The 19,234-nt window shown below is 72.6% G+C and carries 10 protein-coding genes (1 of these 10 only partly in view); 3 read left to right on the top strand and 7 right to left on the bottom strand.

Features of this window, described 5'->3' with window-relative positions; all coding sequences use genetic code 11:
* The 6 genes in view from AW272_RS26565 to AW272_RS26590 are tightly spaced (at most 10 nt apart) and all read right to left on the bottom strand, a layout consistent with a single transcriptional unit that may run on beyond the window.
* Positions 1 to 75, bottom strand: the start of a protein-coding gene (locus AW272_RS26565; RefSeq protein WP_066370581.1) for a non-ribosomal peptide synthetase. Its footprint begins 5,949 nt before the window's first position; the window shows 75 of its 6,024 coding nt (coding positions 1–75); its start codon is at positions 73 to 75; the stop codon falls past the left edge of the window.
* Positions 68 to 3,289, bottom strand: coding sequence for a non-ribosomal peptide synthetase (locus AW272_RS26570; protein WP_066370582.1), 3,222 nt, complete (start codon positions 3,287 to 3,289; stop codon positions 68 to 70). The genes AW272_RS26565 and AW272_RS26570 overlap by 8 nt, the downstream gene beginning before the upstream one ends.
* Complete coding sequence (locus AW272_RS26575; RefSeq protein ID WP_066370584.1) at positions 3,286 to 8,262, bottom strand: non-ribosomal peptide synthetase; 4,977 nt, start codon at positions 8,260 to 8,262, stop codon at positions 3,286 to 3,288. The genes AW272_RS26570 and AW272_RS26575 overlap by 4 nt, the downstream gene beginning before the upstream one ends.
* Entirely contained in the window at positions 8,259 to 9,218 is a 960-nt protein-coding gene (locus AW272_RS26580; RefSeq protein WP_066370587.1) for an LLM class flavin-dependent oxidoreductase, read from the bottom strand. Before AW272_RS26580 ends, AW272_RS26575 begins: the two co-directional genes overlap by 4 nt.
* Positions 9,219 to 9,220: 2 nt before the next feature.
* The gene (locus AW272_RS26585) at positions 9,221 to 9,424 is read right to left on the bottom strand and encodes an MbtH family protein (protein ID WP_066370589.1); all 204 of its coding nucleotides are present in this window, start codon (positions 9,422 to 9,424) and stop codon (positions 9,221 to 9,223) included.
* Between the two features lie 10 nt (positions 9,425 to 9,434).
* The gene (locus tag AW272_RS26590) at positions 9,435 to 14,765 is read right to left on the bottom strand and encodes a type I polyketide synthase (RefSeq protein ID WP_169807633.1); all 5,331 of its coding nucleotides are present in this window, start codon (positions 14,763 to 14,765) and stop codon (positions 9,435 to 9,437) included.
* A gap of 167 nt (positions 14,766 to 14,932) precedes the next feature.
* Here AW272_RS26590 and AW272_RS26595 point away from each other — a divergent pair, with 167 nt between their 5' ends.
* Both AW272_RS26595 and AW272_RS26600 read left to right on the top strand, forming a co-directional pair.
* Positions 14,933 to 16,219, top strand: coding sequence for an MFS transporter (locus AW272_RS26595; protein ID WP_169807634.1), 1,287 nt, complete (start codon positions 14,933 to 14,935; stop codon positions 16,217 to 16,219).
* Complete coding sequence (locus AW272_RS26600) at positions 16,200 to 16,994, top strand: alpha/beta fold hydrolase (protein WP_066370592.1); 795 nt, start codon at positions 16,200 to 16,202, stop codon at positions 16,992 to 16,994. The genes AW272_RS26595 and AW272_RS26600 overlap by 20 nt, the downstream gene beginning before the upstream one ends.
* A 140-nt stretch (positions 16,995 to 17,134) precedes the next feature.
* Here AW272_RS26600 and AW272_RS26605 read toward each other — a convergent pair whose 3' ends face one another.
* The gene (locus tag AW272_RS26605; protein WP_066370593.1) at positions 17,135 to 17,359 is read right to left on the bottom strand and encodes a helix-turn-helix domain-containing protein; all 225 of its coding nucleotides are present in this window, start codon (positions 17,357 to 17,359) and stop codon (positions 17,135 to 17,137) included.
* 515 nt (positions 17,360 to 17,874) lie between these two features.
* Here AW272_RS26605 and AW272_RS26610 point away from each other — a divergent pair.
* Positions 17,875 to 19,230: a ricin-type beta-trefoil lectin domain protein gene (locus tag AW272_RS26610; protein ID WP_066370595.1), complete on the top strand. Its 1,356-nt coding sequence runs from the start codon at positions 17,875 to 17,877 to the stop codon at positions 19,228 to 19,230.
* The last annotated feature ends 4 nt before the right edge of the window (positions 19,231 to 19,234 follow it).

Here is a 19,234-nt window from a genome sequence, read left to right on the forward strand (position 1 = left end):
CCCGGCCAGCCGATCCACGAACCAGAGCCGCCGCTGCCCCCGGGACACCGGGACGATCTTCGCGGTCTCAGTCACGGCCCACCCCCAGGTTCCGCATGAGCTCCGCGAGCTCGTCACTGTCCCCGACGGCGTCCCGCAGCGCCTGGCCCGCCGACATGCCCCGCCCGCCGAACGGGCGAGTACCCGGATGGGACACCTGCTCCACGGCGGCGGCGAGATCGGCGAGGCGGGGGTGACGGAAGATCAGGGTCATCGGGACCGGAACCCCGAAGTGGCGGCGCAGCCGGGCCGCCACCTGACCGGCGAGCAGCGAATGGCCGCCGAGCTGGAAGAAGTCGTCGTCGGGGCCGACGCCGTCGACACCGAGGACGGCCCGCCAGACGTCCGCCACGGCGATCTGGGCCGGGCCGGTCAGCGGGCGCGCGGCCTGGGTGCGGGCCGGCGGCGCGGGAAGCGCGGCGACGTCGACCTTCCCGCTGCCGGTCCGGGGCAGCGCCTCCAGCCAGACGAACACACCCGGCACGAGGTGCGGCGGCAGGCTCTCCGCCACGTGCGCGCGCAGGTCGTGCGCCGGGACGCTCTCGCCACGCGGGACGACGTATCCGGCCAGCAGGTCGCCGCGCACCGTGACGGCGGCGTCGGCGACGGCCGGGTGGCGTCGCAGCGCGGCCTCCGGCTCCAGCGGATCGATGCGGAATCCACGCAGGCTGAGCTGCCGGTCGCGGCGGCCGAGGTGCTCCAGCGAGCCGTCCGCCCGCCGCCGGGCCAGGTCGCCGGTCCGGTAGAGGCGGCGTCCCTGGGCGAACGGGTGGGGGACGAACCGGGAGGCGGTCCGCCGGGGATCGCCCCGGTAACCACGGGCCAGCCCCGCGCCACCGATGTAGACCTCGCCGGGTACCCCGTCGGGGGCCGGTTCGAGCATGGCGTCCAAGACGTGAACCTCGGTGCCCGCGATGGCGTGCCCGATGCTCGGACGGGTCCGCTCGGGCACTTCGTCCAGGAAGGCGGCGGTGGAGACCATGCTGGCCTCGGTGACGCCGTACACATGAACGAGCCGGGCACCCGGCACGGCGGCCCACGGCCGGAGGCGAGCCGGGTCGGCGGGCTCACTGCCGACCACCACCAGCCGGAGCGCGGCAGGCGGTGGCCCGTCGAGCGGCGGCAGCAGCGAGGTCGGCAGATGCGCGACCGTGATGCCGAGCCGGTCGAGCCCCGCGAGGAACGCGTCCGGCCCTTCGAGCATGTCCTCGGTGCGCGGTACGAGCGTCGCCCCCGCCACCAGGCACGGGAAGATCTCCTCCGCGCTGAGATCGAAGCTCAGCGATCCCGATTGAAGCACCCGATCGTCGGGCGAGAGGTCATAGAGAGCCTGGTGAGCGGCCACATAAGCGGCCAGCCCGCCATGCGTGACCTCAACGGCCTTGGGCTCCCCGGTGGACCCGGAGGTGAACATGACGTAGGCGAGATCCTGAGAAGAAACGGCCACCGCCACGCTGACGGCTGCTGTTCGGACCTCCGGGAGGGTCGGGAAATCCATCAGGCGGGTGGCGTCGCCGGTGATGACCGCGGCGGGGCGGATCCGGGACAACAGGTCCGTCAGGCGGGCTTCCGGAAGGGCGGGGTCGAGCGGGAGATAGGCGGCCCCGGCGCGATGGATGCCGCAGATCCAGGCAATCGCCTCCGGTGACCGCTCCGCCAGCAGCGCCACCACCGCGCCGCGCCCCACACCACGTCGCTCCAGCTCCTGCTGCACCCACGAGGCCCGGCCCATGAACTCTCGCCAGGTCAGCTCTCCGGCCGCGTAGGCGTCCGGCCGTCGGCGGGCCGCGGCTTCGATCAGGTCCTGAACCAGCGAAGAGTGGTCGGCTGCGCGGTGGCTCCGGTTCGCCGCCCCGGCCGGCTCCGCGACCTGGCCGATGGGCGAGGACTGGGAGACGCGGGTCGCGGGGGGATGCTGCGGGTCTTCCTCCGCGAGGGCCGGCATGTCGCCCAACGTGATGTCCGGGATGGTCCTCGTGGACGTTGCGATGAGGTGGTTTCGGTCCGTTTCCGGGAGGGCGGGCAGGTCGCGGAGTGGGGCGTCCGGGGTGGACAGTGCTGAGGCGGTCAGGGGCGCCAGGCAGGACGCGTAGGAGTGGGCGGTCTCCTCGTCGAACAGGTCGGTGCTGTACTCCAGGACCACGCCGCCGTCCCGGCTCAGGGTCAGGCTCAGGTCGAACAGGGCGACGCCCCGGTCGGGGGCGGGGAGCGCCTTCGCGGTGACGCCGGGGAGGCGGAGGCGGTCGGTCGAGGGGGGTTCGGTGTCGAGCATGACCTGGAAGATCGGGTGTCGGCCGGGCTCGCGGGCCGGGTTGAGGGTGTGCACGATGCGGTCGAAGGGCACGTCCGCGTGGTCGTGGGCGGACAGGACGGCGTCCCCGGCCCGGTGCAGCAGGGCGCGGAAGCCCATCCGGGGGTCCACGGCGATCCGCAGCGGCAGGGTGTTGGCGACGCAGCCGACCAGGCGTTCGGTCTCCGGGCGGTCGCGGCCGGCGTGGGTGGTGCCGATCACCAGGTCCCCGGCGCCGGTCAGGCGGTGCAGGAGCAGGGCGAAGGCGGCCAGGGCGGCGGCGAACGGGGTCACCCGTTCGGTCTCCGCCAGCGTCGCCAGCCCGGCGGGCAGCGGGGGGAGCGGCAGGAGCGCGCCGCTGAGGGTGCGGTCGGTGGGGCGGGTGCGGTCGGCGGGCAGGTCGAGCGCGGCCGGGGCTCCGGCGAGCACGCGCGACCAGTGGGCCAGTCCTTCGTCCAGGCCGCCGTTCTCGCCGAGGTCGCGCTGCCAGATGGCGTAGTCGGCGTAGTGGAGCGCGGGCTCGGCGAGCGGTTCGCCGCGATAGGCGGCGCCGATCTCCTCGAGCAGCACACCGAGCGACCAGCCGTCGCAGACCGCGTGATGCGCGGTCAGCAGCCACACATGCCGGTCAGGACCGACACGGACCAACTCGCTGTGCACGACCGGCCCACTCGCCAGATCCAGCCGGACCTCGCTCGCCGTCTCCCCGACCGGGGAGGGCAGGACGAGGTGGTCGGCGATGAGCTGGTGGGGGCGTCCGTCGATGGGGCGCAGGGTGGTGCGCAGAGCCTCGTGCCGGCCCGCAGCCCGCTGGACCGCCGCCGCGAAGGCCGTCACGTCGAGCGGACCGGTCAGTTCAACCGCCGTGTGTACGTGGTGCGCGCGCCCCCCGGCCAGCCGTTCGGCCAGCCAGAGGCGCTCCTGCGCGTACGAGGCGGGGACCGCCACCACCGACGTCATCGGGCCACCTCCCCGGCGTCGTCGAAGACCGCCACGTCCACCCGGTAGGCACTCCGGTCGGCGCGCACCGGCACCGGCGTCGCCGCCTGCCGCCCGGTCGCGGCCAGCCGTCCCGCGAGGGCGGCCACGCTGGGAGCGGCCAGCAGGTCTCGGACGGACACGTGCCGTCCGAGCGCCTCCCGCAGCCGGACGGCGGCCCGCGCGGCCAGCAGACTGTGCCCGCCGAGCGCGAAGAAGTCGTCGAACGCACCGACCCTGACCCCGCCGAGCACCTCGCCGAGGATCCCGGCGATCACCCGCTCCCGCTCGTCCCGGGGAGCGACGTACTCGGACCGCCGGACAGGCGCGGCAGCGGCCAGCGCGGCCCGGTCGATCTTGCCGGTGGAAGTCCGGGGGAAGGCCTCCAGCACGGTCACCGAACCCGGCACCAGATGCGCGGGCAACCGCTCCCGCACCCACGAGAGCAGCTCCCCGCCGTCCGCCGACTCGCCGACCCGCTCGCCGCGGCGAATGTCGGGGCGGACATCAGGCCGGACATCGGGGCGGGCATCGGGCCGGGCATCAGGCAGGACATCAGGCCGGATATCGGGCCGCACGAGCACGAAGGCCGCCAGCCGTGAGACCCGGCCGATCTCGTCCCGGGCGGGGACCACGATCGCGTCCCGCACGCCGGGCGCTGCGCGCAGGGCGGCCTCGACCTCGCCCGGTTCGACGCGGAAGCCGCGCACCTTGACCTGGCGGTCGTCCCGCCCGAGGAACTCGATCGCGCCGTCGGGCCGGAGCCGGCCGCGGTCGCCGGTGGCATACAGCCGGGCGCCATGCGGACCTGCCGGGTCGGGCCGGAATCGGTCGGCGGTGCGGCCCGGTTCGCCGTGGTAGCCACGGGCGAGAGTGGGTCCGGACAGGCAGATCGTCCCGGCGATACCGGGAGGAACGGGGGAGAGGGCCGCGTCGGCCACGCGCGCCCCGACGCCGGGCAGCCCCGAGCCGATCGGCAGCCAGCCGTCGCCGAGAGGTCCGGCGGGCTCCCACAGAGTGCTGCCGACGGTGGCCTCGGTGACCCCGTACACATTGAGAACGCGGGTCGACGGCCCGGCGACCCGCGCCAGGGCGGTGTGCTCGGCGGCGGTCCACGGCTCGCCGCCGACCGCGATCAGCCGCATGAACCCGAGCGACTCCCCGGTGGCCATGCAGTGGTCGGCCAGCAGCCGGGCGACCGACGGCAGCAACTCCGCGTAGTGGACGTCGTTCTTCAAGAAGGCCCGGTGCAGTGCCACCGGATCGAGCACGACGTCGGGCGGGCAGACCACGAGCGTCCCGCCGCTCGCCGCCGCCCGGACGATCTCACCCGTGCACACGTCGAACGCCGCCGACGCGACCTGCGCGTGCCCCCCGGGTTCCAGCCGGTAGGCCCGCTCCCAGGCCCGATACTCGGCCGCGAGCCCGCCCCGCGTGCTCACCACCCGCTTGGGCTCCCCGGTCGACCCCGACGTGGTGATCAGGTACGCCGCCGCCTCCGGAGGAGGAACGACAACCGGCGGCGCGACGACCTCCCGGCCCCAATCGGGCACGACGACGGGAACCCGCCGGTACAGGTCAGCCGACAGAGGCTCCGCGACGTCCAAAATGTCACGGTAAGACGCAGTCGTCAGGACCGCCGTGGCCCCTGCGGCCGACAGCAGTTCCGCGACGCGCGCGGCAGGCCACGACGGATCGACCGGCAGGTAGGCCGCCCCGGCCCGGAGCACGCCCAGAAAGAGGGACGGCAGGTCGAGACCTCGATCAGCACACACCCCGACGACGTCCTCAGGCCCGAATCCGTCCAGCAGCCCCGCCACGACACCGGTCCGCCGATCCAGCTCCCGATAGGTGAGCGAGGAACCTCCCGCGACCTGGACCGCGACCCGCTCAGGGGCCTCGGCCACTCTCCGGAGGAACAGACCGACGACGTCCTCGGCCAGGGAGGCAGGAGGGAGGGCCTCGGCCTGCGCCGTCGGCCGGGCCACGGCCGAAGCGTTGGGCTGCGCGGTGAGAAGGAGTTCCTCGAGCGGGTTCGGCTCGGTGAGCAGGGCCGACAGGAGGGTCTCGTACTGTGACGCCATCCGGGCGACGGTGGCGGCGTCGAACAGGTCGGCGCGGTACTCCCAGATCATCGTGATGCGCCGGTCGCGTTCGGCCTCCGGGAGGCCGCTCTGGCGTTCCGCGCGCGGGACCGCCAGGACGGACAGGTCGAGTTTGGCGGTGCCGTTGTGCCGCTCCAGGTAGCTCGCCCGGACGTCGCCGAAGTCGAGCGGGCTGAGCGGCGCGTCGTCCATGTTGAACATCGCGGCGAACAGCGGGTTGCGGCCGGGGACGCGTACCGGGGACAGCGCCTCGACCACCCGGGTGAAGGGCAGTTCCTGGTTCTCCTGGGCGTCCCGGACGACCGCCGCGACCTGGGCCAGCAGCTCCGTCGCGGTGGCGTGAGGAGGAATGTCGAAGCGCAGGGTCACCGGGTTCACGAACATGCCGGCCGTCGCCTCGGTCCCGGGGACCCGGCGGTTGGCGAAGGCCGAGCCCACGCACAGGTCCCGCCGCCCGCCGACCCGGTGCAGCAACCCGACATACGCGGTCAGCAGGGTCGCGAACAGCGGCACCCCGGCGGTCCGGCTGGCCGCCCGCGCCCGCTCGCAGAGGTCCGCCGGGAGCTCGACCCGGTGGGTGCCCCCGGCGAAGGTGTGCTCAGCGGACCGGGCCCGGTCCTGCGGCAGGTCCAGGGCGTCGTCGGCGCCGCGCAGCCGATCCGTCCAGTACGCCCGCTGCTCCTGGGACAGGCCGTCCCGCTGCCACCGCGCGAAGTCGCGATACCGCGCGCCGGGCGAGGACACCGGCGACACGCCACGGTAGAAGGCGGCCAAGTCTTCGGCCAGCAGCGCGAACGACCAGCCGTCGTGGATCAGATGATGCTCGACGAGAACGAGTTCGTGCACGTCAGGGGCGATCCGCAGCAGCGTCCACCGGGCGAGGGGCAGCGCGGACACGTCGAAGGCCCGCCGCGACTCGGCCAGCACGACCGCCTCGGGATCGGCGGTCTCGACCACCGGGAGCCCGACGGGGTAGGGCGGGTGGACCCGCTGAAAGGGCGTGCCGTCGGCGGCGGTCTCGATGGTGGCCCGGAGGATCTCGTGCCGCTCGACCAGCCGGGTGATCGCCGCCGCCAGCCGGTCGGCGTCGAGGGGTCCCTCGAACCGGAAGGTCGTCGGGGCGTTGTAGGCGATGTTGCCCGGATCGACCTGCTCCAGGAACCAGATCTGCTCCTGCATCAAGGACAGCGGCGCGCACAGGTCGTCCACGACCGGAATGCTCGAGGCCACAGAGGGCCCGGCGGCCAGCAGACCGGCGATCCCGGCCACGGTCGGGGTGGCGTAGAAGTCGCGCAGAGCGGGCTCGCACCCGAACTCGGCGCGCAGCGCGGCGATCACCCGGATGGCGGCCAGCGACGTCCCACCCCGGCCGAAGAAGTCGTCGTCCGGCCCGACGGGGCCGGTGCCGAGCACTCGTTCCCAGATGGCCGCGATCCGCTGGTGGACGTCATCGTCCCAGCTCGCGGACCCAGAAGACGTCTCGGCCAAGGTCCGGAGCGCGGCCAGGTCGACCTTCCCCGCGGCGGTGACCGGCAGCCGCTCGTGCACGTGCCAGGACGACGGCACCATCCACGCAGGAAGGCGTTCCCCGGCCCAGGCCCGCAGCGCGTCGACCTCGACGGCACCGGTAAGGTGCGCGGCCAGCCGACCGTCGTCGGCGACCACCCGGCAGGAGGTCACCCCGGGGTGCGTGACGAGGAGCGCCTCGACCTCGCCGGGTTCGACCCGGTAGCCGCTGACCTTGACCTGCTCATCGGCCCGGCCGGCGAACACCAGCCCGTCGGGCGAGGTGGTCACCAGGTCGCCGGTGCGGTACATGCGCGCACCGGGCGGCCCGTCCGGGTCCGGGACGAAGCGTTCAGCCGTGGCGGCGGGGCGGCCCAGATATCCGCGCGCCAGATCGGCGCCCCCGACATACAACTCCCCAGCCGCGACCTGGCGCAGCTCGGCGTCCAGTACACGCAGCCGCCGCCCCCCGACCGCCCAGCCGATCGGCACCTCCGAACCCGGCGCCCGGACGGAAGAGGCGCTGGCGGTGATCACTGTCTCGGTCGGGCCGTAGGCGTTGACCAGGGCGTGTCCCGCCTCGACCCACCGCCGGGCCGCCCCGGCGGGCATGCGTTCCCCGCCGACCGTCAGCACGCGCGGCGCGGGCCCGTCGAGTGGCCCCGAGGCCAGTTCGGCGAACAGCGCCGCGGGCAGGTCGGCCACGGTCACCCCGGAGGCGAACGCCGCCCGCACCTCCGCGGTACCCCACGGCTCGGGACCGCGCATGAGCACGGTCGCCCCGGCCGACAGCCCGCAGAAGAGCTGCTCGACGAACACGTCGACGCCCTCACCGGCGTACTGCAGCACGAGGTCGTCCCGCCCCAGGCGCAGCCGTCGCCCCATCGCGCCGATGTGCCCGGCCGCCGCCTCATGAGGAACCACGACCCCCTTCGGGCGCCCGGTCGACCCCGACGTGTACGCGACATAGGCGCAGGTCAGAGGGTCAACGAAGGCATCGTGGAAACCCTCGCCGACCTCGGTCCCGGTCACGGTCAGGCGCGCCCCGGAGTCGGCTGTGAGCCGCGCCGCCCGCTCCTCCGGAACGTCCTCGGGGATCGCGAGGAAGGCCGCGCCCGCCCGCAACACCCCGAGCAGCGCCACCGGCAGGGCGACCCCACGCCGCGCCCGGACGGCGACGACGTCCTCAGGCCCGACGCCGGCCGCACGCACGAACCCGGCCACCGCCGCCGAGCGGGCCAGCAGCTCGCCGTAGGTCAGGGCGACGCCATCGCACCGCACCGCCACCGCGTCCGGCCGCCGCCGGGCGCGCGCCAGAACAGCGCCGTGAAGGCCGCCGCTCACCGGTTCACCAGAGCCTCGACGGTACGCGTGAACAGCGCCCGATCATTGTGCGCCGAGGCCATGGGCGTGATGACGACCTGGGTGGCCCCCGCCTCGGCGTACCGGGAGACCATGTCCGCGACAGCGGACTCGTCCCCGAGCACGGCGATGCCGTCGAGCATCGCGTCGCCGACCTTCCCGGAAGCCAGGTCCGCCCCGAAGCCACTGCGCTCGTACATGGTCCGGTAGGTGGGCACCCGCGCGTAGGCGGCGAGATAACGCCGCAACAACTCACGATCCCCGGCCAGGTCGGTGCTCACCGCCCCCGGCACCATCACGATCACCGGATACCCGTCGAGCGACCGCCCGGCCCGCGCCAGCCCGCGCCTCAACGCGGGCATCACGACCTCGTGCACGTAGGGGGCGGAACACATCCACAACATCAGCCCGTCGGCGTGTTCCCCGGCCAGCTCCGCCATGCGCGGCCCGAACGCCCCCAGGTACACCGGCAGCTCAGGGCGGCGCGGCCCGGCGTACACGGCATGAGCGGTGAAGTATCGCCCCGTCTGGTAGACCTCTCCGTCCCTGATCAGGGACGTCACCACCGACAGGTACTCCCGCATGGAGTCCACCGGCGGCCCCATCGGCACGCCGAGCATCCACTCGGCCGTCATCCGGTGCCCGCTGCCGACCCCCAGCGCGAACCGGCCCCCGGACAGCTCGTCGACCGTCAAGGCGGTCTGCGCCAAGGTGACGGGAGGCCGGGTGTAGAAGGGCAGCACGCCGGCCCCGAGGGTGACCCGTGACGTCACGCCCGCGAGCGCGGCCAGCACCGAGCCGCTGTCGCGCAGGCTGGGGAGTTGCACGAGCCAGACCGCGTCCACGCCGATCTTCTCGGCGAGGGCGGCCCGGTCCAGCATCTCGGCCACGGGCAGGTCCTGCCCGTGGATCACCACTCCGGTCCCCGGCGCGGGCACGGTCAGCCGCCCATCCGCTCGCGGAGGCTCTTGGGACGCATGTCGGTCCACACCTCTTCGATGTAGGTCAGGCACTCGGCCTTGGGTCCCGTCCGCCCCACCTCCGACCAGCCGGCGGGGACCGCCCGCTGGACCGGCCAGATGGAGTACTGCTCCTCGTGGTTGATCACGACGGTGTAGTCGCGGTCGTCGTCGTCCTCGAACAACGTGGTCTCCCTACTCCAGGGTGGCGAGGAGGGCGGCGGCCTCCTCGTCGGTCATTCCGGCGACGCGCTCGGTGAGCGTGTCCTCGATGTCGCCCGCCAGGTTGCGGACCGTCCGGCACTCGAACAGCACCGCGACGGCGAGTTCGGTCCTGAAGTGCTCGCGGATGCGCGCCACGAGCTGCACGGCGATCAGTGAGTTGCCGCCGAGGTCGAAGAAGTCGTCGTCGACGCCGACCTGGTCGACGCCGAGCGAGTCCTGCCAGAACCCCGACAGCGCGCGCTGCGAGGCGCTCGCGGGGGCGATGTACGGCGTGGCCAGGTTCCGGGCGGTCACCGCGGCGGCCCGTTGCGGGGCCTGGGCCATCTGCTCGCGGAGCGCGTCCCGAGTGACCCCGGCGGCCCGGCGCAGTCGTTCGCCCAGGCCGTCGGGGCACATGATGAGCTGCGGCAACACGCCGCTGCCGAGGATCTCCCACAGCGCGGCCGAGCCGTCTTCCGGCTGGATGCCGAACTCCAGGTCCGCCTCGCGCAGCAGCCTGAGTTCCAGGTCGGCCGCGGCGGAGGGACCCGCCGTCAGTACGGGAGCCTCTGGCACCGCCTCGGCCTGGCCGCCCGCGTCGTAGGCCAGCAGGGTGAAGCCCTCGATCGCGACCAGTTCGCGGCCGTCGGGGTCGACGATCGTGATGTCACTGCGGGTCATGTCGCCGGTGGTGTCGTCGCGGTGCCGGATGTGGCTGTAGACCCGCTCGGGGAAACGTCCGCGCACGACGATCCGGTCGTAGCCGAAGGGCAGGAAGCGGGCGTCGGCGGCGATGCTCTGGCCGAGCGCGTTGGCGCTGTCGAGCATCGAGGGGTGCAGGCCGTAGCCGGCCACCTCGGCCTGGAAGGCGTCCGGCAGTTCGACGAGCACCAGTTCGGCGTCCTCGCCCCGCCAGCGGCCCCGGATGTTGTCCCAGTGGGCTCCGACGGTCAGGCCGCCGATCACCGGATCGTAGGAAGGGGTGTCCTCGCGGTCGCAGAGGATCTTGAGCATGCCCAGGTCGTGGACCGGCACCGGTTCGGCCGGGGCGCGGCGGACCCGGGCGCGGGTGTACTCGTTCTGCTCCGGACCCTCCTCCGCGTCGCCGACGCTGACGTGGTAGCCGCCCTCGCCGTCGGGCCGGTAGGCGACGCGGATGTTGCGGGTGTGCTCGAACGTCAGCGGGCGCATGAAGATCACGTCGCGGATCTCGGCGTCGGCGATCCCGGTGCCGAGCTCGAACCCGGCGCGGATGATCTCCACCAGGCCGGTGCCGGGCATCGTGGGCAGCCCTTGGAGGCGGTGCTCGTCGACCGTCCAGTCGGCCTCGGTCAGCCGCTTCACGAACACGATCTCGTCGGAGTAGAGCTGGTGCAGGCGGCTGTCGAGCAGGGGATGCTCGACCGGCTCGTAGCGGTCGCCGCGCTCGAAGTCGGTCAATACCGCCGGCGCGTACGTGTCGTGCGCCATGCCGATGTTGAACCAGATCGGCCAGTTGATCGACAGCACCCGCGTGGGGCCGTTCGCCTTCGAATGCGCGTAGGCGTCCATGACCGCGTTGGCGGCGCAGTAGTCGCCCAGGCCGAAGTCTCCCGAGATCACCGCGATCGACGAGTAGAGCACCAACAGGTCGAGGGAGTCGCCGAAGACCTCCTCGATGGCGTAGAGGCCGCCGACCTTGGGGGCGAAGACCTGGGCGGCGTCCAGTGGGGAGCGCGTCTCCAGCATGCCGCCGCCTGACACGCCGGCCGCGTGGAAGACGCCGTTGACAGGACCGAACCGTTCCTCCGCCTGCCGGCGCACCTCGCGCACCGCCTCGACGTCGGCGACGTCTGCCGCCACGACCAGCGCGTTGTCCCCGAGTTCGGGGACCTCCCGGGCGTGCCGACCGACCAGCACCACCTTGGCGTTCACCCGTGAGACGAGGTCACGGGCGAGCACCTGGCCGAGACCGCCCAGGCCGCCGGTGATGACGTACACGCCGCCCTCACGCAGACCGGTGCCGGTGGCGGAACCGTCGAGGTCGACCTGGTCGTAACCCCAGATCCAGCGCTTGCGCCCCCGGTAGGCGACCTGGTCCTCCTCCGGGGAACCGGCCGCTATCTCGGCCGCGAGCCGCTGGGCGTCGGCGACCGCGTTGCCGGTCCCGGCGAAGTCGACGGCCCGGCAGGTGACCCCGGTCAGCTCCTTCGGCACCAGCTTGAGCAGCCCGAGCAGCGCCGATTTGGCGGGCTCCACCGAGTCGCTGCCGGAGACGTCGTTCATGTCGGTGGTGACCAGCACGATGTCGGCCTCGGCCCCGCTACGGCGGCGGGCGATGGCCTGGAGCGTGTTGAGCACGCTGTAGAAGCCCAGGTCGAGCCAGCCCTGCGGCCCGTCGGCGGCGTTCGCGGCCGACCAGCCGTGCACGATCGCCAGCCGTTCCCCGGTCACCCGCTCCAGCGCGGCGGAGTGGTCGGCCGGCTCACGCGGCCCGGCCACGACGTCGCCCTCGACGCCCGGCGGTACGACCGAGACCACCGGCAGCCCGGCCGCGCGGCGGTGCCGCACGAGTTCCTCGACCACGCCGTGGCCAGGCGAGAACACGATCCAGGTCCGCTCGTCGGCGGGCGCGGGGGCCGGCAGCGGCGTCTCCCGCCACACCGGCACGTAGTAGGGCCCGGTGTCCACCGGCCCCGCCGCCTGCGGGGCGGAGCCCGGGTCGGGCTCGGCCCAGCAGCGCTGCTTCTCGTACGGATACGCGGGCAACGGGATGCGCGAGCGCTCCTCACCGGCCCAGAACCGGTCCCAGTCGAGCGCCCCGGACGCCTGCCACACCTGCCCGACGGCGGTCAGCAGGGCCGCGACGTCGGAGGTGCGCTGCTGCGGATGCCGCATCGCGGGCACCACCAGCCCGGCCATCTCGGCGTCGAGCCGGCGGCGGGCCAGCGTGGTCAGGGTCGTGCCGGGGCCGACCTCGACGAGCACCCGCTTGCGCCCCTCGGTGAGCAGCGCGACCGCGTCGCCGAAGCGCACGCAGCGGCGCAGGTGCTCGCTCCAGTAGGCCGGGTCGGTGGCCTGGCCGGCGGTGATCCAGGTGCCGGTCACGTTGGAGACGTAGGCGAGCTCGGGCGGGCGGGGGGCGGCCGCGGCGACGGCGGCGCTGAACTCGTCCAGGATCGGATCCATCATCGACGAGTGGAACGCGTGCGAGGTGTGCAGCGGACGGCCCTCGACGCCCTGGAGCGACAGCACGGCGCGCAGCTCGGCGATCTCGTCGTCCGGGCCGGAGACCACGCACAGGTCGGGCGCGTTGACGGCGGCCAGGTCGAGGCCCGGCGTCAGCATCGGGACCAGCAGGTCCTCCGACAGCGGCACCGACAGCATCGAGCCGCGCGGCAGCGCCTGCATGAGCGCGCCCCGCTTGAGGACCAGCCGCATCGCCTCGTCACGGGTGAACACCCCCGCCAGGGTGGCGGCGACGTATTCGCCGATGCTGTGACCGGCCATCGCCGACGGCTCCAGGCCCCAGGAGCGGAGCAGGGTGGCCAGGGCGTACTCCACGGCGAAGACCGCGGGCTGGGTGATCGAGGTCTCGTCGAGGCCCTCGCCGCCCCAGAGCTTCTCGCGCAGGTCCCAGTCGGTGACCAGAGCGGCCAGCGCGTCGATCTCGGCGCGGAAGACCGGCTCGGTGTCGTAGAGGTCCTTGCCCATCGCGGCGTACTGGGCGCCCTGGCCCGGGAAGACGAACGCGATCTCACGGGTCCCACCGCGCGGCGGAGTGAGCGCCGGATTCGACGCGGCCACCCCCGCTACCAGGCGTTCCGAGGCGGCGCCCGGGTCATCGGCGACGACGAAACCGCGCACCGAGCGCGCGGTGCGGCCGATGCTCAGGGTGTGCGCGGCGTCGGCGAGGTCGCCGGGCCGTTCCTCCAGGTGCCGCCCGATCAGCGAGCCCAGCTCGGTCAGCGCCGTGGGCGTGCGCGCCGCCAGCGGGATCAGCCGGTACGGCCCCGACGACGACGTCGCCGGCTTCGACGGCGCCTCCTCGACGATCATGTGCGCGTTGGTGCCGCCCACGCCGAACGAGCTGACCCCGGCCACCAGAGGGTGCCCGTTCGGCTTCCAGGGGGCGAGTTCGGTGTTGACGTAGAACGGCGAGGACGCGAAGTCGATCGCCGGGTTCGGCTCGTCGTAGTTGAGGCTGGCCGGGAGCGCGTGCCGCGACAGGCAGAGCACGGTCTTGATCAGCCCGGTCACCCCGGCCGCCGCGCCGAGGTGGCCGACGTTCGACTTCACCGACGCGATCGGCACCTCCCCGATCTTCTTCGAGAAGGCGCGGAAGGCCTCGGTGAGCGCGTTGACCTCGATCGGGTCGCCGACGAGGGTTCCGGTGCCGTGGGCCTCGACGTATCCGATGTCGTCCGCGCTCACTCCGGCCCGCGCGAGGGCGTCGGTGATCACCCGTACCTGGCCCTGCACGCTGGGCGCGGCGAACGCGCCCTTCGCCGAGCCGTCGTTGTTGATGGCCGAGCCCCGGATGACCGCGTGCACGGTGTCGCGGTCGGCGATGGCGTCGGCCAGCCGCTTCAGCACGACGATGCCGACGCCGCTGCCGAAGATGGTGCCCTTGGCCTTGGCGTCGAAGACGCGCGCGTGGCCGTCGGGGGAGAAGATCCCGCCGTCCTCGTAGAAGTAGCCCGACACCTTGGGCAGCGGCTCGTCCACGCCGCCGGCCAGCGCGATCTCGCACTCGCCCGCCAGCAGCGACCGGATCGCGGTGTGCACCGCGACCAGCGAGGTGGAGCAGGCGGTCAGCGTCGTCAGGGCGGGGCCGCGCAGCCCCAGGCGGTAGGCCGTCTGGGTGGCGACGTAGTCGCTGGTGTTGGACAGGTCGATGGCGAAGTGGCCCATCAGCCGGATCGCGTCACTGTTGCGGATCACGTTCAGCTCGCGGTAGCGGTTGATGCCGACCCCGCCGAACGTGCCGATCCGGCCCTCGTAGCGCGCCGGGTCGTAGCCCGCGTGCTGGAGGGCCGCGTCGGAGGCCTCCAGGAAACGGCGGTGCTGCGGGTCGAGGATCTCGGCCTCGCGGGTCGACATGCCGAAGTAGGCGGGCTCGAAGTCCTCGGTCCCCGGCGCGATCGGGGCGGCTCTGACGTAGTTGGGGAAGGCCAGCAGGTCGTCGGGCGTGCCCGCGGCGCGCAGCTCGTCGTCGGTGAAGAACGTGATCGATTCGACCCCGGCCACCAGGTTCTGCCAGAACTCCTCGATGTCGTGCGCACCGGGGAACCTCCCGGCCATGCCGACGATCGCGATGTGATGTCTGGTCGTGTCTTCCACGTGCGCTCCTGATGTGATCATCCGGGCACCGGCAAGCACCAGGCTGGGAGACGCGGCGAGCAGGGGCAAGGCGGTGGCGACAAGTCGCCAGCGGCGTTGACGGGCGGGTATGCGGCTTGGTCCGCTGGTCGGCGGTGCCGTCCCCGCTGGAAGGAGCGCCGACCGTGGTGACCCCCTCGATCACGCCCGTCACCGAGGCCGGCCACCGGCTCGGCCGGCGGTTCTGGCTGCTCTGGGCCGGCTTCCTGGTCGCCAACCTCGGGACCGGCATCGGCGCGGTGGCCTTCCCCTGGCTGGCCACCTCGCTCACCCGCGACCCCATGCTGATCGCCCTCATCGGCGTCGCCGCCGACCTGCCGTGGTTGCTGCTCAGCCTGCCGATCGGCGCCATCGTCGACCGGGCCGACCACCGCCGCGTGCTCGCGGTCACCCACTGGGGCCGGGCCGTATTGGTCGGCGCGGTCGCGGCGGCCCTCTACACGGGGCACATGGTTCTTCCGGTCCTGTACGTCGTCGCCTTCGCCCTCGGCACCCTCACCGTCGCCAACGAGAACGCGGCCCAGACGATCCTGCCGAGCCTGGTGAGCAGGCGGCAGCTCCAGCGGGCCAACGCCCGCCTCACCGTCGCCGACACCGTCGCCGGGGTGTTCGTCGGCCCGTGGGTAGGCGGCCTGCTCGTCGGCATCGCCCTGGCCGTCCCCTTCACCGTGGACGCGGCCCTGTTCCTGCTGTCCGGCCTGCTCGTCTCCCTGCTCCCGGCGGCCCGCGCGAAGCTCCCGGACGACCCCCGCCCGATGCGGCGGCAGGTCGCCGAGGGCCTGCGGTTCTTCTGGGACCACCGCCCGCTGCGCGCCCTCGGCCTGCTGCTGTCGGCCCTGAACGTGGCCGGCGCGGTCGCCATCGCCACCCAGGTCCTGTTCGCCCAGGAGATCCTCGGCCTGTCCGCCCTCCAATACGGCCTGCTGTTCATGGTCGGCGCGGTCGGCGGCATGATCGGCGCCCAGACCACCCCCTGGCTGGAGTCCCGGCTGGGCCCCCGGAAGGTGCTGCTGCTGTCCCTGGCCGGAAGTTGTCTGGCCCTGACCGTCGTCGGCTTCGCCAGCAGCGGGATCGTGGTGGCCCTGGCCCTGTCGGTGAGCGCCGGGCTCGGCCTGGCCTGGAACATCATCACCATCAGCTACCGCCAGCGGATCGTGCCCGAACGCCTGCTGGGCCGGGTGAACAGCATCTACCGGCTGATCTCGTGGGGCCCGCTGCCGCTCGGCGCGGCCGTCGGCGGCCTGCTGGTGACGGTGGGGGAGTCCGTCGGCGGCAGCCGGGAGTTCGGACTGCGCACCCCCGTCCTGATAGGGGCCGCCGCGATCGCCATACTCTTCGTGATCGCGATCACCCGTCTGGACACGGGGCTGTGGAGCAAAACCGGGAGCGTGGACGATGCCGACGACGAGCAGTAACGGGATCACCCTGGCCTACGAGACCCACGGCGACCCGTCAGGGCCGCCCGTGCTGCTCATCAACCCGGCGGCGTCCTCGTCGGGGATGTGGACGCTGCACCAGGTCCCCGCCCTCGTCGAGGCCGGCCACCGGGTCATCACCTTCGACAACCGGGGCACCGCCCCGTCGTCGTGCCCACCGGGCCCCTACGACCTGGCCGACTTCGCCGACGACGCCGCCGGCCTGATCCGCGCCCTCGGCGGCGGCCCGGTCGCGGTCGCCGGGGCATCGCTGGGCGCGATGGTCGCCCAGGAACTGGCCCTCGCCCACCCGTCCCTGGTCAGCGGTATCGCTTTGCTCGGCACCCGCGCCCGCGCCGACTTCTTCCGCGAGAAGATGACCGCCGCCAGCGCCCATCGCGTGCGTTCGGGGGAGGGCGACCCGGTCGCGATGATGATCCAGCTCTTCTCCGCCCGCACCCTCGCCGACGAACACGTGGCCGCCGACTGGTACGACCTGCTGACCGCCTTCCCGATCCGGGGCGACGGCCCCGCCCTCCAGTACGAGGCCACCCTCGCGGGCGACCGCCGCAAGGCCCTGACGGGCATCACCTGCCCGGCCCTGGTGGTCGCCTTCGCCGAAGACCTGCTCATGCCCCCGTTCATGGGCCGCGAGGCCGCCGAGGCGATCCCCGGCGCGACGTACACGGAGATCCCCGGCTGCGGCCACTACGGTTTCCTGGAACGCCCGGCCCTGGTCAACCGAGTTCTGGTGGAGTTCTTCAAGCGCCTCTAGGTTCGTCCCCCGGACGTCGACGGCTTCTGGGACCTGATCGAAGGCTCGGCGCGAGACACCCGGACCCGCGACGACGCGGAGTTCGCCTGCCGCCTCCCGCGGACGGTCCGCTTCTACGCCAGGTCTTACTGCGGGCGTTGTCAGACCCAGCCGCGCCGTTTGGCCTCGACGCCGCCCTGGAAGCGGCTCTGCACGCCCATGTGGTCGAGCAGTTCGGAGACCCGGCGGCTGTAGGTGCGTGCGGAGATGCCCAGACGGTTGCTCGCGGCCTGGTCGGTGGCGCCGCTGAGAAGCTGGACGAGAACCACTTGAAGGTGCTCGGGAAGAGATCGGGCGGTGAAGTCGTGCGAGGACAGGTGGCCCATACCGCGTACCGTATGCGCGCTGATCACCTCTGTCCTCTCCGTTCGCTCTCGCCCCGCTCTCACCGGTGACCGGCTTCCCCGCGATCGGCGGCGGCGGAAGAGATCAGAATGAAGATTTCATCGCCGTGTTCCGGCCGGACCGCGCGGAAGAGGTCGATGCCCAGCTAGGACGGCCCGCCGCCGCCATCCCAAGAGGCGGCGTATGTTTCGTACTCTTGACGATGCCCTTTTCGTCGGTGTTGGCTACGCAACACCTATCGGGACAGGGCGGAGCGGGCAGGAAGGGTCGCCTCGTTCGTCGAATGTTAGCGATCACATGGCGGTGAGCTGGTTTCACACCTGACGGCTGTCCCTTCGCGGGCAAACGCCGCATCCATCCGTGGGTGCCGAGCTCACCACCATGAGAAGGCTCTTCCCTCGCCATCAGACTGAAATAAGCGTGGTGTGGTTCGTCTGTCCCGAAGCCGTTCAGCGATCTCTTCATTTCCGTACTCGAAACAAAGGGAAATCGCGTGATGTCAAGGCACAGAACCATCTTCGGGGCCGTTGTGGCCGCGGCCGGGCTCGTCTTAGCCATGGGCCATGCGGCGCTGGGCACCAGCGGCGCCGCGGCGGCGTCGGGAGCGGCCGTGGCCGCCGCGACCGCCGGATGCGGCAAGACGCCGACGCTCCGCAACGGCACCTACACCATCCAGAGCGGGGGCAAGAGCAGGTCGTTCATCCTGCGGGTGCCCGACGGCTACGACGCCAACCGGCAGTATCGGCTGATCTTCGCCTTCCACTGGCGCGGCGGCACCATGAACGACGTCTCCTCCGGCGGCACGAGCGGGACTCCGTGGTCGTACTACGGGCTCCAGGAGAAGTCGAACAACAGCGCCATCCTGGTCGCACCCCAGGGGCTCGGCAACGGCTGGGCCAACTCCGGCGGCGAGGACCTGCGGTTCGTCGACGACATGATGGCGCGGATCGAGAGCGACCTGTGCGTCGACACCACCCAGCGGTTCGCCACCGGCTTCAGCTACGGCGGCGGGATGAGCTACGCGCTGGCCTGCGCCCGCGCGACGGTCTTCCGCGCGGTCGCCGTCTTCTCCGGCGCGCAGCTCAGCGGGTGCGACGGCGGCACCCAGCCCATCGCGTACATGGGACTGCACGGGATCACCGACTCGGTGCTGAACATCTCCCAGGGACGTTCGCTGCGGGACCGGTTCGTCCGGAACAACGGCTGCACCGCGCAGAACCCGCCCGAGCCCGGTCAGGGCAGCCGGACCCACACCCTCACCACCTACTCCGGCTGCCGGTCCGGCTACCCGGTCGTGTGGGCCGCCTTCGACAACGGCCACATGCCCGGCCCCGTCGACGGGACCTACGCCGAGAGCGGCATCACGACCTGGACCAAGACCGAGGTGTGGAAGTTCTTCTCCCAGTTCCAGAGCGGCTCCGACCCCTCGCCCAGTCCCACTCCCACTCCTTCCGCCACTCCCGGGACGACGGGCCCGATTCGCGGTGTGGCGTCGAACCGGTGCGTCGACGTGACCGGCGCCTCCCAGAACAACGGCACCGCGGTGGTCCTCTGGGACTGCAACGGCCAGAGCAACCAGCAGTGGACCGCCACGTCCTCGGGTGAGCTGCGGGTGTACGGCAACAAGTGCCTGGACGTCAGCGGCGCCGGCACCGCCGACGGCACCGGCGTCCTGATCTGGGACTGCAACGGCCAGAACAACCAGAAGTGGCGCTTCAACTCCGACGGCAGCATCACCGCCATCGGCGCGAACAAGTGCCTGGACGTGGCCGGCAGCTCCACGGCGAACAACGCCCGGATCCAGATCTGGTCCTGCACCGGCGCGGGCAACCAGAGGTGGACCCGCACCTGACATC

This window comes from Herbidospora mongoliensis, from assembly GCF_001570545.1.
GTDB lineage: Bacteria > Actinomycetota > Actinomycetes > Streptosporangiales > Streptosporangiaceae > Herbidospora > Herbidospora mongoliensis.

Bases quoted from the DNA above. Each gene is read 5' to 3' on its own strand.
- AW272_RS26605 (WP_066370593.1), bottom strand. From the start codon at position 17,359: ATGGGCCACCTGTCCTCGCACGACTTCACCGCCCGATCTCTTCCCGAG.
- AW272_RS26570 (WP_066370582.1), bottom strand. From the start codon at position 3,289: ATGACGTCGGTGGTGGCGGTCCCCGCCTCGTACGCGCAGGAGCGCCTC.
- AW272_RS26600 (WP_066370592.1), top strand. From the start codon at position 16,200: ATGCCGACGACGAGCAGTAACGGGATCACCCTGGCCTACGAGACCCAC.
- AW272_RS26610 (WP_066370595.1), top strand. From the start codon at position 17,875: ATGTCAAGGCACAGAACCATCTTCGGGGCCGTTGTGGCCGCGGCCGGG.